We start from the raw sequence: 13,284 nt of genomic DNA, 5'->3' as shown, positions 1-13,284 counted from the left end.
GGCTCCTCGCAGTGAAATGGCTTCAGGTTGGCGGCGTGCCGTTTTCGGCCAGCACCGCGCCGGCGAGATATAACGACCCCCCGATCAGGATGCGTGGCGCCGGCCCGTCCCAGGTGTCGCGCAGCAGCATCAGCGCACTGGCGACGGAACTGACCGGTTCGGCCGTGAGGCCGGCTTCGGTCGCCCGCACCGCCAGCTCGTCATTCGGCACGCCGGCATCGCTCATGCTCACCGGCACGGTGTAGACGTGCCGAGCCAGGCCCTTGAAGGCGCGGAAATAGCCGCTCTGGTCCTTGGTGTTGATCATGCCGGCAATCAAAAACAGCGGCCGCGGGTTCTTTTCCTCCTGCTCGGCCAAGGCTTCCGCCACCACCACGCCGGCGCCCGGATTGTGACCGCCATCGAGCCAGATGTCGGCGCCCTTGGGAGCGAGGTCCGCCAGCCGGCCCTGTGCCAATTTCTGCATGCGGCCCGGCCATGCGACGCTCGCCATCGCCTTCTCAGTGGCGCGATGACTGATTTCGAAACCGGCGGCCTTGACGGCGGCAATCGCTGCCGCCGCATTGGCGAACTGGTGGCGCCCGGGCAGGCGCGGTGGCGGCAGGTCCATCAGCCCGTCCTCATCCTGATAGACCATGCGGCCGTTTTCCTCGAAGGCGAGAAAATCCTGGCCGTAGACGAAGGTCGGGCAATCCAGCCGCTCGGCGGTTTCGATCAGCACTTGCAGCGCCGTCTCGCTCTCCTGCGCGCCGATGACCACCGGGCAGCCGCGCTTCATGATGCCGGCCTTTTCGGCGGCGATCAGTTCGACCCGGTCGCCGAGATAGGCTTCGTGATCCATCGACACCGGCATGATCACCGACACCGCCGGCCGGGCAACGACATTGGTGGCGTCGAAGCGGCCGCCAAGGCCGACCTCGATGATGGCGGCGGCAGCCGGATGTTCGGAAAACAGGATGAAGGTGACGGCGGTTAGGATTTCGAAGACGGTGATCTTCTGGCCTTGATTGGCCCGGGCGACGCGGGCGATGGCCTCGGCGAAGGTCTCGTCGTCGACCAGCCGGCCGCCGCCCTCGGCCGCCAGTCGGTAGCGCTCGGCCCAGTTCACCAGATGCGGCGAAGTGTGGACATGGACAAGGTGGCCGCCGGCTTCGAGCAGCGCGCGCGAAAAGGCCGCGCACGAGCCCTTACCGTTGGTGCCGGCGATATGGATGACCGGCGGCAGCCGCTCCTGCGGATTGCCGAGGCGTTCGAGCAGCCTTGTGATGCGGTCGAGCGAAAGGTCGAAGCCTTTCGGATGCAGCGCCATCAGGGCTTCGATTTCACGATCTGCGGCAAGCGTGGTCATGAGCGAATCCTACGCATGCGCGCAGGTGCACGCAATCGCGGTTTGCGGCCAGAAATGTCGTCTCAAGCCTGCGGGCGGGCTTCCGTCGGGATGACCGACGGCGGCAGGATTTCCGGCTCCAGCGGCTTTTGCTCCTGCGGCAGTTTGAGCAGGATTTTCAACAGCCGTGAAATCGTGTCGCGCAGTTCCAGCCGCGACACCACCATGTCGACCATGCCGTGCTCCATCAGATATTCGGAGCGCTGGAAACCGTCCGGCAGTTTCTCCCGGATGGTCTGCTCGATGACGCGCGGGCCGGCGAAGCCGATCAGCGCGCCGGGCTCGGCGATATGCACGTCGCCCAGCATGGCGTAGGAGGCGGTGACGCCGCCGGTGGTCGGGTTGGTCAAGACGACGATGTATGGGAGGCCGGCTTCCTTCAGCCGATCGACGCCGATCGTGGTGCGCGGCAACTGCATCAGCGACAAGATGCCTTCCTGCATACGCGCGCCGCCGGAGGCGGCAAACAGGATCAGCGGCCGCTTGCGCTGCAAGGCGACCTCGAAACCGTGCACAATGGCGTCACCCGCGGCCATGCCGAGCGAGCCGCCCATGAAGGCGAAATCCTGCACCGTCACTACAACCGGCAGGCCCTCGACCGTGCCCAGCGCATTGATGATGGCGTCTTCCAGGCCGGTCTTGGCCTTGGCGTCCTTCAAGCGGTCGGTGTAGCGCTTCTCGTCGCGGAACTTGAGCGGGTCCTGCATGACCTTGGGGTTCTCAAGCTGCTCGTATTTGCCGTCGTCGAGGAAGAATTTCAGCCGTTCCTTGGCCGAAATCTTCATGTGATGGCCCGATGACGGGATGACGAACTGGTTGGATTCCAGGTCCTTGTGAAACACCATCTCGCCGGTCTCGGGATCCTTGATCCAGAGATTCTCGGGCATGTCGGTGCGCCGGCCGAGCATCGAATTGATCCTCGGGCGAACGTAATTGGTGATCCAGTTCATCGCTTCGGCTCCTGTCCTGACGAAGAGTTGGCTCGTGCATGTCGCCCAAAAGTGGGAACCGGTTTTGGGATAACGACTTGCACAAGGCCTAAGTAGGGAAACTATTCGGCAGCAGCAAGGCGGGCCGAACGCACGCCCTGAGACAGTCCGCTGACCAGGGTGGCGACGGCCTCGGCCGGGTCGGCGGTCTTCTCGCCCTTCGGTCCCAACACATTGGCGACCGCGTTGACGATCGCGGTGCCGACGACGACGCCATCGGCATTGGCGCCGATAATGCGCGCCTGCTCGGCGGTCTTGACGCCGAAGCCGACGCAGACTGGCAAGTTGGTGTGGCCCTTGATGCGCTTGACCGCGGCGGCAACCTTGCCGGTGTCGGCCAAAGCCGAGCCGGTGATGCCGGTCATCGACACGTAATAGACGAAGCCCGACGTATTCTGCAGCACCTTGGGCAGGCGCTTGTCATCGGTGGTCGGCGTTGCCAGGCGGATGAAGTTGATGCCGGCCTTCAGCGCAGGGATACAGAGTTCCTCATCCATTTCCGGTGGCAGGTCGACGACGATCAGCCCGTCAATGCCGCTGGCAATTGCGTCCTTGAGGAAGCGGTCGACGCCGTAGATGTAGATCGGGTTGTAATAGCCCATCAGGACGATCGGCGTCTCATTGTCGCCAGCGCGGAAATCAGCCGCCGTCTTCAGCGTCTTGACCAGCGTCTGGCCACCTTTCAGCGCGCGCAGGCCCGCGGCCTGGATCGCCGGGCCGTCGGCCATCGGATCGGAAAACGGCATGCCCATTTCGATGATGTCGGCGCCGGCCTTCGGCAGCGCCTTCATGATCGACAAAGCGGTGTCATAGTCGGGGTCGCCGCTCATGAAATAGGTAACGAGCGCCGGGCGTCCCTCGGCTTTCAGTTTCGCCATGCGGCGGTCGATGCGGGTCACCATGATCAGATCTCCATGCCCAGCATCGAGGCCACTGTGTGCACATCCTTGTCGCCGCGTCCCGACAGGTTGACGATGACGATCTGGTCCTTGTCCATATCAGGCACGATCTTCACCGCATGCGCGATGGCGTGGGCGGATTCCAGCGCCGGGATGATGCCTTCGACGCGCGTCGTCAGCTTGAAGGCTTCCAGCGCCTCGTCGTCGAGGATCGGCACATATTCGACGCGGCCGGAATCGCGCAGCCAGGAATGTTCGGGGCCGACGCCGGGATAGTCGAGGCCGGCCGAGATCGAATGGCCGTCCATTATCTGGCCATCGGCGTTCTGCAGGAGATAGGTGCGGTTGCCGTGCAGGACGCCTGGCGCGCCGGCATTCATCGAGGCGCAATGCTCGATGCCGTCGAGGCCGCGGCCGCCGGCTTCGATGCCGATGATGCGGACTTGCCTGTCGTCGAGGAAAGGATGGAACAGGCCGATGGCGTTGGAGCCGCCGCCGACAGCCGCGATGATGGTGTCGGGTAGCCGGCCTTCCTGTTCGAGGATCTGGGCGCGCGCCTCGATGCCGATCACCGACTGGAAGTCGCGCACCAGCTCCGGATAGGGATGCGGGCCGGCGGCAGTGCCGATCAGGTAATAAGTGTCCTCGACATTGGTGACCCAGTCGCGCAACGCCTCGTTCATGGCGTCCTTCAGCGTGCCGTGGCCGGCGGTGACCGGCCGCACTTCGGCGCCGAGCAGCTTCATGCGGAAGACGTTGGGGCTTTGGCGGGCGACGTCGGTGGCGCCCATATAGACCACGCAGGGAAAGCCGAAGCGCGCCGCGACTGTGGCCGCCGCCACGCCGTGCTGGCCGGCGCCCGTCTCGGCGATGATGCGCTTCTTGCCCATGCGCTTGGCGAGCAGAATCTGACCGAGGCAATTGTTGATCTTGTGCGAACCGGTGTGGTTCAGGTCCTCGCGCTTGAAATAGACCTTGGCGCCGCCCCCGAGGCCCTTCGCCGAGGAAACCTCACGAAGATGTCTGGTCAGGCCTTCGGCGAAATACAGCTTTGACGGCCGCCCGGCATAGTGGGTCGAGAGGTTGGTCAACTCAGCCTTGAAGTCCGGATCGTTCTTGACCTCGTTCCAGTGCCGCTCGAGGTCGAGGATCAGCGGCATCAGCGTCTCGGCCACGAAGCGGCCCCCGAAGATGCCGAACATGCCCTGTTCGTCGGGTCCCGTGCGGAAGGAATTGGGTGTCGCCGGCTTGTTCATCGCCGATCTCCTGGTCTTGGTTCTGAGCATGTCTTATCGGAAAACCGGTTCCCACTTCTCCGGAACATGCTCGGGTTCGAAAGAAGTGCCTCAGGCAGCGCGGTCGTCGCGCGCGGCCCTGACGGCCCGGAAGAACTGCTCGATCAGCGCCGGATCCTTGACGCCCGGGCCGCTTTCCACCCCCGACGAAATGTCTATCGCGGGCGGATTGGCTGATATCAGGGCGTCGCCGATATTGGCGGCGTTGAGCCCACCGGAAAGCATGTAATCGAGCCCGGCGTCAAGGCCGGCCAGGATGCGCCAGTCAAAGGCGACGCCATTGCCGCCCGGAAGTTGCGAGCCCTTTGGTGGCTTGGCATCGAACATGAAGCGATCGGCAACGCCGATGAACGGCTTTAGCCGCTCGAGATCGGCTACCTCACTGACGGAGAACACCTTCATGACAGGCAGGCCGTAGCGAGCTTTCACCTCGGCCACCCGCTCGGGCGTCTCCGTGCCGTGCAACTGCAGCATGTCGGGGCGCATTTTGGCGACGATCTCATCCAGGAACGCGTCATCGGCATCGACGGTCACGGCGACCGCCCTGGCCTTGCCGATTGCCGCCTCGCGCAGGCGGCCGGCTGCCGCAGGCTCGACATAGCGCGGGCTTTTAGCAAAGAAGATGAAGCCGACATGGCTGGCGCCGCCGGCCAATGCCGCTGCCATTGCCTCATCGGTCTTCAATCCACAGATCTTGATATCGAGCGCCATGGCGCGGGGCTTGGCACGAAACCGGCCAAGAGTCGAGAAAAAGCATGCTGTTTGCCGGCAACGCCAAAGGCGCTACCTATTGATGGGAGAAGCAAGGCGGAGCAGACGAATGGCCGACCAGAGCATAGCCGAACTCAGGCAGAAGATCGCGCAAGCGCGCGACGTCATCGCGCATCTGATGCAAAAGGCCGCCTTCGACGGGGCAGAAGCGCACCGGGTCCTGGATTATTTCGGCAGCGATGCGTTCGAGCAGAATTTCCTGCCATGGCCGCGCCATGGCGACGAAGGGCTGCGGCCTGAAGAGCTTAATGCGGCCAATGATGATTGAGCGCGGCGCTGGCGCAGGCTAATCGAACACAATCGCCTGCAACGCCCCACCATTCCTCTTCAGCCAGTCCTTGCAGCGGTCGGTGTCGGGGCAGAGCTGCTCGCACAGTTTCCAGAATTTCGGGCCGTGGTTCATCTCCTTGAGATGCGCCACTTCATGCGCGACCAGGTAGTTTATCACCGGCGTCGGCGCCATCATGATGCGCCATGAGAAGGACAAATTGCCGTCGGAAGTGCAGGAGCCCCAGCGGCTCGACGTGTCCTTGAAGCGGATCGCCTTGGCGCGCTTGCCGATGGCTTCGGTATGCTTGACCACCAGCTTCTCGATGTCCTTCTTGGCCTCGCGCTTGAGGAAATCGGCGATGCGGCGCGGCAAATGTATGCGCTCGCCATGGACGATCAGCAGCGGACCGCGCTCGTCGCGCGACACGGTGACGGTGCCGCGTTTCGACGGTTCGTGGACGATGCGATGCGCGACGCCGCGTATCGGGATCTTGATGCCGGGGCGCACTTGCGGCCGTGTCGGGACCTTGGCCAGACGCTGCTCCAGCCAGCCCTGGTGGCGGTGAAGGAATTTCTCCACCTCGCCGCGGCGCAGGCCCGGCGGCACGGTGATGCGCAGCCCCTGGCCGCCCGAATCGATGCGAAGCGTCAGCCGCCGTGCGCGGGCGCTCTCGACGATCCTGAGCGGCAGTGTGCGGCCGGCAACGACGTGCTCTCGCTCTTCGACAGGCGAGGGTTTTGGTTTGGTTAGGTTGCGGAAAAAGCCGAAGGACATGGCTGAACGATACGCGATTCGAGGAAAACGACCAGAACAAAAAAGAAACGGCGCCGCTCGCGCGACGCCGTCCATCATGCCAAGGCCTGTCTTACAGCGCCGCGCGTCTCTGACGCGCACAGGACGCTGTAGCACTCTAATTTGGCGCATGAACCTTTCCGAAAATCGGTTCCGATTTTCGGGGTCATGCGCGCAGCCTCAGTCGTCAAGCAGGTTCGGGCCCTTGCGCTTGGGGGTCGCGGGCTTGGCCGTTTCGGCCGAGCCTGTTTTCGCAGGCGCCGTCGACTTGTTTCGGTTGGCCATGAAGCGGTCGAACTCGTCCTGGTCCTTGGCGCGGCGCAATTCGCGGGCGTACTCATCGAACTCGCTCAGCATCTCGTCGAGCTTGCGACGCTCTTCGGCGAGGCGTTCGAGTTCCTTCTCGCGCCAGTCGTCGAAAGCGACATTGCCGGTGCGGGCCGAACCGTGGCCCCAGCGCGCGGCCTTGTCGGAACCGCGGCGGCAGCCGGCGAAGATGCCGTCCGTGGCGCGGTTGACGTCGCGCTTGAAGCCGTCAAGCCGGTCGCCCCAGATGATGTAGGCGAGCATGGCGAAGCCAAGCGGCCAGAACACCATGAAGCCGATCACCATCAACGCGATGGTCGCCGGCGTCCAGGCCGGGCGGATCAATGCGGATGTGTTCATTTTCTCCCATTCCTTCGGTTGGAGACAGCCAAGAGCGGCTGCGTGGATTCGAAATGGGATGAGAAAAACGGCGATTCAAGACAACGCCCGCCAAAACCGGACAACAGCCTGAAATGATTATCGCTTTTTGAGCGCTTCGAGGAAAAGCACAAGGAGGCCGGCGACCAGGCCCCAGAAGGCGGCGCCAACGCCGAACAAAGTCAGCCCCGACGCGGTGACAACGAAGGTGACAGTAGCCGCCATGCGCTGGTCCTCGTCCTTGAGCGCGATCGACAGCGCGTTGGCGAGCGATCCCATCAGCGCCAGGCCGGCGACCAGAACGATCAGGCTCTGCGGCAGCACTGCGAAGATCGCCACCAGCGAGGCGCCGAAAACCGCGAAAATCAGATAGGCAAGTGCATAGAAGGGTCCGGTCTTCCAGCGCTCGGCCGGGTCGGGATGGACGTCCGGCCCGGTGCAGATCGCCGCAGAGATCGCGGCCAGATTGGTGGTCGAGCCGCCAAACGGCGCCGACAGCAGCGAGAACAGGCCGGTGACGCCGATCAGCGGGCCGGGTTCGGGGTGATAGCCGGCGGCGCGCAAGACGGCGAGACCCGACAGGTTCTGCGACGCCATGGTGACGAGGTAGAGCGGCAGCGCCAGGCCGATGACAGCTGCGGCGCTGAAATGCGGGGCAATCAGCGTCAGCGTCGACAGTTCCGGCGCCGGCAGTCCGCCGACACGGCCTGTCAGGAATGCGGCGATGCCGCCGCCGATCAGCACCGCCAGCACCGACAGCGCCGGGTTGAACAGGCGAATGACGAAGAAGGCCGCGATCGGCGGCAGGATCAGCCAGGGATCGACCGGAATGGTCTTGACGGCATTGAGCGCGAAGGTGACGACGATGCCCGCCAGCATGCCGGACGCGACTGACGCCGGTATCCTTGATATCAGCTGGGTCAGCGGCTTGAACAGGCCGGTGGCGATCAACATCAAGCTGGTGACGATGAAGGCGCCGACCGCATCAGCCATGGTAAACCCGCTCGATGCCGCCATCAGCGCCAGGCCCGGTGTCGACCAGGCGGTGATGATGGGTATTTTCGTGCGCCAGGACAGCCACAAGCATTCGATCGCCATCGCCACGCACACTGCCGTCACCCAGCTCGCGGTTTCGGCTTGCGTGGCGCCAACCGCCTTGGCGGCGGCAATGACGACGGCCAGCGTGCCGCCGAAGCCGACGATTGCCGCGACAAAGGCGGATATCGGGATGGAAATGCGCATTCTTGCCTACCCCGCCCGCTGAACCATGTCGCCCACCGCCCTCAGCAGCATGTCGAGATCCTGCGGCCGCGACAGCCGGTGGTCGCCGTCGGGAATGAGCGACAAGGTGACGTCGTCGGCCGGCAGCAGCGAGACCAGCTTCAGCGCATGGCTTGCCGGCACATCGGCATCGGCCAGGCCCTGCAGGATGTGGACGGGGCAATGGGTATCGATCGGCCCGGTCATGACCCGGTTCGCCCTGCCGTCCTCGATCAGCGCGCTTGTGTAGATGTAAGGCTCGGCGGAATAGTCCGAAGGTTCTTCGAAAAAGCCTTTCTCCCGGAGGTCGCGCCTCTGTTCCTCCGTCAGAGCCGGCTCGACCAGCTCGGCGGTGAAATCCGGCGCCGGCGCGAGCAGCACCAGGCCAACCACATTGCTGTCGCCCGCCTTGCGCAGTTCCTGCGCCATGCGCAGCGCGATCCAGGCGCCCATCGACGAGCCGACCAGGATTTGCTTGCCCTCGGTGAAACGCCGGAAGACGGCGAGGCTCTCGCCAAGCCATTTCGAAATGGTGCCGTCGGCAAAGGCGCCGCCGGATTCGCCATGGCCGGAATAATCGTGGCGCAGATACGCGCGGCCTTCCCTTGCCGCCCAATACGATAGCGTCTGCGCCTTCGTGCCCAGCATGTCGGATTTATAGCCGCCGAGCCAGACGATGCCGGGCGTTGCGCCCGAGGAATGGCGAACCGCGATATCAATGCCGTCGACATCCAGCAGGGTTGGGGTGGTCGCGGTCATGGCTGTGGATCAATCCTGGTTCTGGGGGCCTGATTGCGGGAGCCTGATTTTACTCGCCGGTCTTTTGACACAGGCACAGGCGAGGCGGAAAGTGCTCGCGACATCCTTTGTTTGGTGCAGGCCTGCGATCAGGGTGATTTTCTGTCAGCGCTGTGCTATTGACTCCGCCCGCGCGCTAACCACATTGGCGCGTCCTGAACATTTCTAGATTGAAACCCTGAACGAAACGGCCAAGGAGACCACGACCATTCGCAGACCTTTCAAAGCAGCGGCGCCTACCAAAGATGGCCCGCGCTCCAACCGTGATATCCGGGTTCCCCGGGTCCAACTGATCGACGCCGATGGCCAGAACCGCGGCGATATTTCCATCAACGACGCATTGCTGCTCGCCGAAGAGGCAGGGCTCGATCTGGTCGAGATCTCGCCCAATGCGGTGCCGCCTGTCGTCAAAATTCTCGATCTCGGCAAATTGAAATACGCCAACCAGAAGAAGGCGGCCGAGGCGCGCAAGAACCAGAAGGTCATCGAGATCAAGGAGATCAAGATGCGCCCGAACATCGACAGCCATGACTACGAAACCAAGATGAAGGCCGTGCGGCGCTTCTTCGAGGAAGGTGACAAGGTCAAGCTGACGCTGCGCTTCCGCGGCCGCGAGATGGCGCATATGGAACTCGGCATGCAGCTCCTGAACAAGGTGCGCGAGGAGACGGCTACCATCGCCAAGGTCGAAGCCGAGCCGAAGCTGGAAGGCCGCCAGATGATGATGGTGCTGGCCCCGCGCTAGATCAGTTCGGGCGTTGCGCTCTAAATCCGCCTGAATCCTGTCTCATGGCGTCCCGGCGATCGGCGGGACGCCGATTCTCCTGTCCAGACGCCGCGATCGCCGGCAAAGCTTCTCGACGATCGGATTCCCGACATGGCCAATGAAATCAACCCTGCGCCCATCAAGGAGCTGGGCGGCTACCAGCACATGCGCCGGATGGTGCTTGCGGTGCTGGTGGTGGTGCTGTTTGCGGCACTGCTGTTCGGCCAGTCGACCTTCCCGCCCGATACCCCGGTGCATGAAACGATCGAGATGGTCGGCGTGCTGCTGATCTTCCTTGGCGTCGTCGGCCGCTTGTGGTCGACACTCTATATCGGGGGGCGCAAATCCTCCGAAGTGGTCACCGGCGGACCCTATTCGATCACCCGCAATCCTCTCTACGTGTTCTCGACCGTTGCCGCCGCCGGCGTCGGGGCGCAGATCGGCTCGTTCTCCGGCATCGTCCTGTTTGCGCTTTTGTGCGCCGGCGCCTTCCACATCGTCATCCTGCGCGAGGAACGGTATCTCAAGGAGGTTCTCGGCGCGCCCTACACAGCCTATCTGGCGCGGGTGCCGCGTTTCTTCCCCAAGCTGTCGCTCTACCAGGAAGGCGACACCGGCAGCTTCAAGCCGCGCCTCTTGCTGACCACCTTGCTCGACGGGCTGGTGTTTCTGGTGGCGTTGCCGGTGTTCGAGACCATCGATGGCGCCCAGCAATCGGGCATTCTGCCGGTGCTGTTCAGGCTGCCCTGATCGCGGACAGAGCGTCGCAGCCGCTCGGGTGTTGCGCGCCAGCCCGCTTTGACGTATAGGACCGCCGTTCCAAGAAAACCGCCCGGCAGGGCATGCCGTGGCGGTTTCATTTGCTTTTCGGGCTTTTGGTCCGCCCGAAGCGAACAAGAAGCGCGATTGTGCGCCACCAATACGGAGTAGCAAAATGCCCAAGATGAAGACCAAATCGGCCGCCAAGAAGCGGTTCAAGATCACAGGTACGGGTAAAGTCCTGTCGGCTGCGGCCGGCAAGCGTCACGGCATGATCAAGCGTTCCAACAAGTTCATTCGAAATGCCCGCGGCACGATGGTTCTGGCTGAACCGGATGGCAAGAAGGTCATCAAGAATTTTCTGCCGAACGGCCTCTGAGCATTCGGTTTCAGGAACAGCGTTTAAGGAGATCATGACATGGCACGCGTAAAAAGAGGCGTCACCTCGCACGCCAAGCACAAGAAGGTCCTGAAAGCCGCGAAAGGCTTCTACGGCCGCCGCAAGAACACCATTCGCATCGCCAAGCAGGCGGTCGAAAAGTCGATGCAGTATGCGTATCGCGACCGCAAGAACCGCAAGCGCTCGTTCCGCGCGCTGTGGATCCAGCGCATCAACGCCGCGACGCACGAGCATGGCCTGACCTATGGCCGCTTCATCGACGGCCTCAACAAGTCCGGTATCGAGATCGATCGCAAGATCCTGTCCGACATGGCCATCCATGAACCGCAGGCGTTCGCCGCACTCGTGGCCAAGGCCAAGGTCGCGCTCGAATATCTGAAGAACACCACCCCGAATGCTTTTGAAAGCGCTGTCGCCTAGAGCATGATGCCAAAAAGTTGCTGACTTTTTGGACAACATCATGCTCAGGGAAATTTAGCGAGGAGCGCGATCTTTCCGAAAAGTCTGCAACTTTTCGGGATCGGGCTCCGAGCCCAGCGCTTCCCAGCATTCGCAATTCTGATTGGGGAACCCGCGCTGGCACGGCTGGCGCGGGTTTTTCTTATGGCTGAACTTTCAACTTGAAAGTGACTTTCACCTCAAAGTTGACTCCCAACACAGCGAGTTTGACCGTGAACGACATAGCTACCGGCTTGGATACTCTCGAAAACTCCCTGCTTGCCGACGTCGCGTCGGCCGCCGATGAGGCTGCTATCGAAGCCGTGCGCGTCGCGGCTCTCGGCAAGAAGGGGTCGATCTCGGAATTGCTGAAGACACTGGGCGCGATGAGCGCCGAGGAGCGCCAGGTCAAGGGCCCCGCGATCAACGGCCTGAAGAACCGCGTCACCGAAGCGCTGACGACACGCAAGGCCGAGCTGAAGGATGTGGCGGTCACGGCGCGCCTTGCCGCCGAGACGGTCGACGTGACGCTGCCGGTGCGGCAATCGCCGGCCGAGCGCGGCCGCATCCATCCGATCAGCCAGGTCATCGACGAGATCGCGGCGATCTTCGGCGATCTCGGCTTTGCCATCGCAGAAGGTCCCGATGTCGAGAGCGACTATTACAATTTCACCGCGCTGAATTTCCCCGAAGGGCATCCGGCGCGCGAGATGCACGATACCTTCTTTTTCCAGCCGGACGAAAAGGGCGAGCGCAAGCTGTTGCGCACGCACACCTCGCCGGTACAGATCCGCACCATGGAGAAGCAGAAGCCGCCGATCCGCATCGTCATTCCCGGCAAGACCTACCGGCAGGATTCCGACGCTACCCACTCGCCGATGTTCCATCAGGTCGAGGGGCTGGTGATCGACAAATCGGCCAATGTCGCCAACATGAAGTGGGTGCTGGAAGAATTCTGCAAGGCTTTCTTCGAGGTGCCGCAGGTCAAGATGCGCTTCCGGCCGTCCTTTTTCCCGTTCACCGAGCCCAGCCTCGAGGTCGACATCCAGTGCGACCGCTCGCGGCCCGGCGAAGTGCGATTCGGCGAAGGCTCCGACTGGATGGAGATCCTCGGCTGCGGCATGGTCCACCCCAATGTGCTGCGCGCCGGCGGGCTCGATCCCGACGAATATCAGGGCTTTGCCTGGGGCATGGGCATCGACCGCATCGCCATGCTGAAATACGGCATGCCGGACCTGCGCGCCTTCTTCGACGCCGATGTGCGCTGGCTGTCGCATTACGGTTTCAGGCCGCTCGACATGCCGACGCTGTTCGGAGGTCTTTCCGCATGACGGCGCCGCACACGGGTGGCTGCCGCTGCGGCGCGGTACGGTTCGAGGCATCAGTCGAACCGCACCATATCAGCTATTGCCATTGCGGCGATTGCCGGCGCGCCAGCGGCGCGCCGGTGTCGGCCTTTGTCGGCTTCCTGACCGAGCAGGTGGCTTTCACCGGCAAGGCGCTGAAGATGTACGAGAACGGGCCGGTGACGCGCTCGTTCTGCGGCATTTGCGGCTCGCCTATCGCCTATGTCGACGAGCGGCTGGAAGACCACATCTATTTCATGCTGGGCGCCATGGACATGCCGGCCTATTTCCGGCCGACGCACCATGCCTATGTGCGCGAGCAGCTGCCCTTCGTGCATATGCCCGACGACTTGCCGCGCCATTTGAAGACAAGCGTACCCAGACCCGATGGACAAGGTCCGGGCGGGTACAGACAAAACGGAACATAGT

16 protein-coding genes are annotated in these 13,284 nt (G+C 63.0%); 7 read left to right on the top strand and 9 right to left on the bottom strand.

The genetic code is table 11. The annotated features are described in order from the left end of the window. Positions 1 to 22 precede the first annotated feature (22 nt). The 5 genes from NKJ18_RS14700 to NKJ18_RS14680 form a co-directional block, all read right to left on the bottom strand. A complete protein-coding gene (locus tag NKJ18_RS14700; protein WP_352758517.1) occupies positions 23 to 1,348 on the bottom strand; it encodes a bifunctional folylpolyglutamate synthase/dihydrofolate synthase in 1,326 nt (441 codons plus the stop codon). Between the two features lie 62 nt (positions 1,349 to 1,410). After that, positions 1,411 to 2,337 carry an acetyl-CoA carboxylase, carboxyltransferase subunit beta gene (accD, locus tag NKJ18_RS14695; RefSeq protein WP_352758515.1) on the bottom strand — a complete coding sequence of 309 codons (927 nt, stop codon included), beginning with the start codon at positions 2,335 to 2,337 and terminating at the stop codon, positions 1,411 to 1,413. Between the two features lie 101 nt (positions 2,338 to 2,438). Further along, complete coding sequence (trpA, locus tag NKJ18_RS14690) at positions 2,439 to 3,278, bottom strand: tryptophan synthase subunit alpha (protein WP_023710427.1); 840 nt, start codon at positions 3,276 to 3,278, stop codon at positions 2,439 to 2,441. Between the two features lie 2 nt (positions 3,279 to 3,280). After that, the gene (gene trpB, locus NKJ18_RS14685; protein ID WP_352758513.1) at positions 3,281 to 4,531 is read right to left on the bottom strand and encodes a tryptophan synthase subunit beta; all 1,251 of its coding nucleotides are present in this window, start codon (positions 4,529 to 4,531) and stop codon (positions 3,281 to 3,283) included. Positions 4,532 to 4,621: 90 nt separating this feature from the next. Next, complete coding sequence (locus tag NKJ18_RS14680; protein ID WP_023681392.1) at positions 4,622 to 5,281, bottom strand: phosphoribosylanthranilate isomerase; 660 nt, start codon at positions 5,279 to 5,281, stop codon at positions 4,622 to 4,624. 109 nt (positions 5,282 to 5,390) lie between these two features. On the opposite strand from NKJ18_RS14680, the gene NKJ18_RS14675 reads away from it, so the two are divergent. Beyond that, a complete protein-coding gene (locus NKJ18_RS14675) occupies positions 5,391 to 5,609 on the top strand; it encodes a hypothetical protein (protein ID WP_023672288.1) in 219 nt (72 codons plus the stop codon). An 18-nt stretch (positions 5,610 to 5,627) separates the two neighbouring features. On the opposite strand, the gene NKJ18_RS14670 is transcribed toward NKJ18_RS14675, so the two are convergent. The 4 genes from NKJ18_RS14670 to NKJ18_RS14655 all read right to left on the bottom strand — a co-directional run bounded on the left by NKJ18_RS14670 (position 5,628) and on the right by NKJ18_RS14655 (position 9,107). Beyond that, positions 5,628 to 6,386, bottom strand: coding sequence for a M48 family metallopeptidase (locus NKJ18_RS14670; protein ID WP_023693065.1), 759 nt, complete (start codon positions 6,384 to 6,386; stop codon positions 5,628 to 5,630). A 198-nt stretch (positions 6,387 to 6,584) separates the two neighbouring features. Continuing rightward, positions 6,585 to 7,070, bottom strand: a complete 486-nt coding sequence (locus NKJ18_RS14665; protein WP_023672286.1) for a DUF2852 domain-containing protein — start codon at positions 7,068 to 7,070, stop codon at positions 6,585 to 6,587. Between the two features lie 117 nt (positions 7,071 to 7,187). After that, entirely contained in the window at positions 7,188 to 8,330 is a 1,143-nt protein-coding gene (locus tag NKJ18_RS14660) for a benzoate/H(+) symporter BenE family transporter (protein ID WP_352758511.1), read from the bottom strand. A 6-nt stretch (positions 8,331 to 8,336) separates the two neighbouring features. Continuing rightward, the gene (locus NKJ18_RS14655) at positions 8,337 to 9,107 is read right to left on the bottom strand and encodes an alpha/beta hydrolase (RefSeq protein ID WP_352758510.1); all 771 of its coding nucleotides are present in this window, start codon (positions 9,105 to 9,107) and stop codon (positions 8,337 to 8,339) included. Between the two features lie 247 nt (positions 9,108 to 9,354). Here NKJ18_RS14655 and infC point away from each other — a divergent pair, with 247 nt between their 5' ends. The 6 genes from infC to NKJ18_RS14625 all read left to right on the top strand — a co-directional run bounded on the left by infC (position 9,355) and on the right by NKJ18_RS14625 (position 13,283). Beyond that, complete coding sequence (gene infC, locus NKJ18_RS14650) at positions 9,355 to 9,891, top strand: translation initiation factor IF-3 (RefSeq protein ID WP_023744911.1); 537 nt, start codon at positions 9,355 to 9,357, stop codon at positions 9,889 to 9,891. 132 nt (positions 9,892 to 10,023) lie between these two features. Continuing rightward, complete coding sequence (locus NKJ18_RS14645; RefSeq protein WP_023755491.1) at positions 10,024 to 10,662, top strand: methyltransferase family protein; 639 nt, start codon at positions 10,024 to 10,026, stop codon at positions 10,660 to 10,662. 184 nt (positions 10,663 to 10,846) lie between these two features. Further along, positions 10,847 to 11,050: a 50S ribosomal protein L35 gene (gene rpmI / locus NKJ18_RS14640; RefSeq protein WP_006201248.1), complete on the top strand. Its 204-nt coding sequence runs from the start codon at positions 10,847 to 10,849 to the stop codon at positions 11,048 to 11,050. A gap of 39 nt (positions 11,051 to 11,089) precedes the next feature. Next, positions 11,090 to 11,491, top strand: a complete 402-nt coding sequence (rplT, locus tag NKJ18_RS14635; protein ID WP_023672281.1) for a 50S ribosomal protein L20 — start codon at positions 11,090 to 11,092, stop codon at positions 11,489 to 11,491. Positions 11,492 to 11,742: 251 nt separating this feature from the next. Next, the gene (gene pheS, locus NKJ18_RS14630; RefSeq protein ID WP_023696008.1) at positions 11,743 to 12,840 is read left to right on the top strand and encodes a phenylalanine--tRNA ligase subunit alpha; all 1,098 of its coding nucleotides are present in this window, start codon (positions 11,743 to 11,745) and stop codon (positions 12,838 to 12,840) included. Beyond that, positions 12,837 to 13,283 (top strand): GFA family protein, encoded by a 447-nt coding sequence (locus NKJ18_RS14625; protein ID WP_023696009.1) that lies wholly within the window; start codon positions 12,837 to 12,839, stop codon positions 13,281 to 13,283. The genes pheS and NKJ18_RS14625 overlap by 4 nt, the downstream gene beginning before the upstream one ends. The last annotated feature ends 1 nt before the right edge of the window (position 13,284 follow it).

Origin of the sequence: Mesorhizobium sp. M0217 (assembly GCF_040321955.1) — a bacterium.
Taxonomy (GTDB): Bacteria; Pseudomonadota; Alphaproteobacteria; order Rhizobiales; family Rhizobiaceae; genus Mesorhizobium.
The sequence above is the reverse complement of the archived record's forward strand: the minus strand, read 5'-3'. Positions and strand labels throughout refer to the sequence as shown.

What these genes read in the sequence shown, in the direction of transcription:
- NKJ18_RS14645 (WP_023755491.1), top strand. Translation starts at nt 10,024, where the DNA reads ATGGCCAATGAAATCAACCCTGCGCCCATCAAGGAGCTGGGCGGCTAC.
- NKJ18_RS14625 (WP_023696009.1), top strand. Translation starts at nt 12,837, where the DNA reads ATGACGGCGCCGCACACGGGTGGCTGCCGCTGCGGCGCGGTACGGTTC.
- NKJ18_RS14680 (WP_023681392.1), bottom strand. Translation starts at nt 5,281, where the DNA reads ATGGCGCTCGATATCAAGATCTGTGGATTGAAGACCGATGAGGCAATG.
- NKJ18_RS14670 (WP_023693065.1), bottom strand. Translation starts at nt 6,386, where the DNA reads ATGTCCTTCGGCTTTTTCCGCAACCTAACCAAACCAAAACCCTCGCCT.
- NKJ18_RS14700 (WP_352758517.1), bottom strand. Translation starts at nt 1,348, where the DNA reads ATGACCACGCTTGCCGCAGATCGTGAAATCGAAGCCCTGATGGCGCTG.
- trpA (WP_023710427.1), bottom strand. Translation starts at nt 3,278, where the DNA reads ATGGTGACCCGCATCGACCGCCGCATGGCGAAACTGAAAGCCGAGGGA.
- rpmI (WP_006201248.1), top strand. Translation starts at nt 10,847, where the DNA reads ATGCCCAAGATGAAGACCAAATCGGCCGCCAAGAAGCGGTTCAAGATC.
- NKJ18_RS14675 (WP_023672288.1), top strand. Translation starts at nt 5,391, where the DNA reads ATGGCCGACCAGAGCATAGCCGAACTCAGGCAGAAGATCGCGCAAGCG.
- NKJ18_RS14655 (WP_352758510.1), bottom strand. Translation starts at nt 9,107, where the DNA reads ATGACCGCGACCACCCCAACCCTGCTGGATGTCGACGGCATTGATATC.
- accD (WP_352758515.1), bottom strand. Translation starts at nt 2,337, where the DNA reads ATGAACTGGATCACCAATTACGTTCGCCCGAGGATCAATTCGATGCTC.
- rplT (WP_023672281.1), top strand. Translation starts at nt 11,090, where the DNA reads ATGGCACGCGTAAAAAGAGGCGTCACCTCGCACGCCAAGCACAAGAAG.
- NKJ18_RS14665 (WP_023672286.1), bottom strand. Translation starts at nt 7,070, where the DNA reads ATGAACACATCCGCATTGATCCGCCCGGCCTGGACGCCGGCGACCATC.
- NKJ18_RS14660 (WP_352758511.1), bottom strand. Translation starts at nt 8,330, where the DNA reads ATGCGCATTTCCATCCCGATATCCGCCTTTGTCGCGGCAATCGTCGGC.
- trpB (WP_352758513.1), bottom strand. Translation starts at nt 4,531, where the DNA reads ATGAACAAGCCGGCGACACCCAATTCCTTCCGCACGGGACCCGACGAA.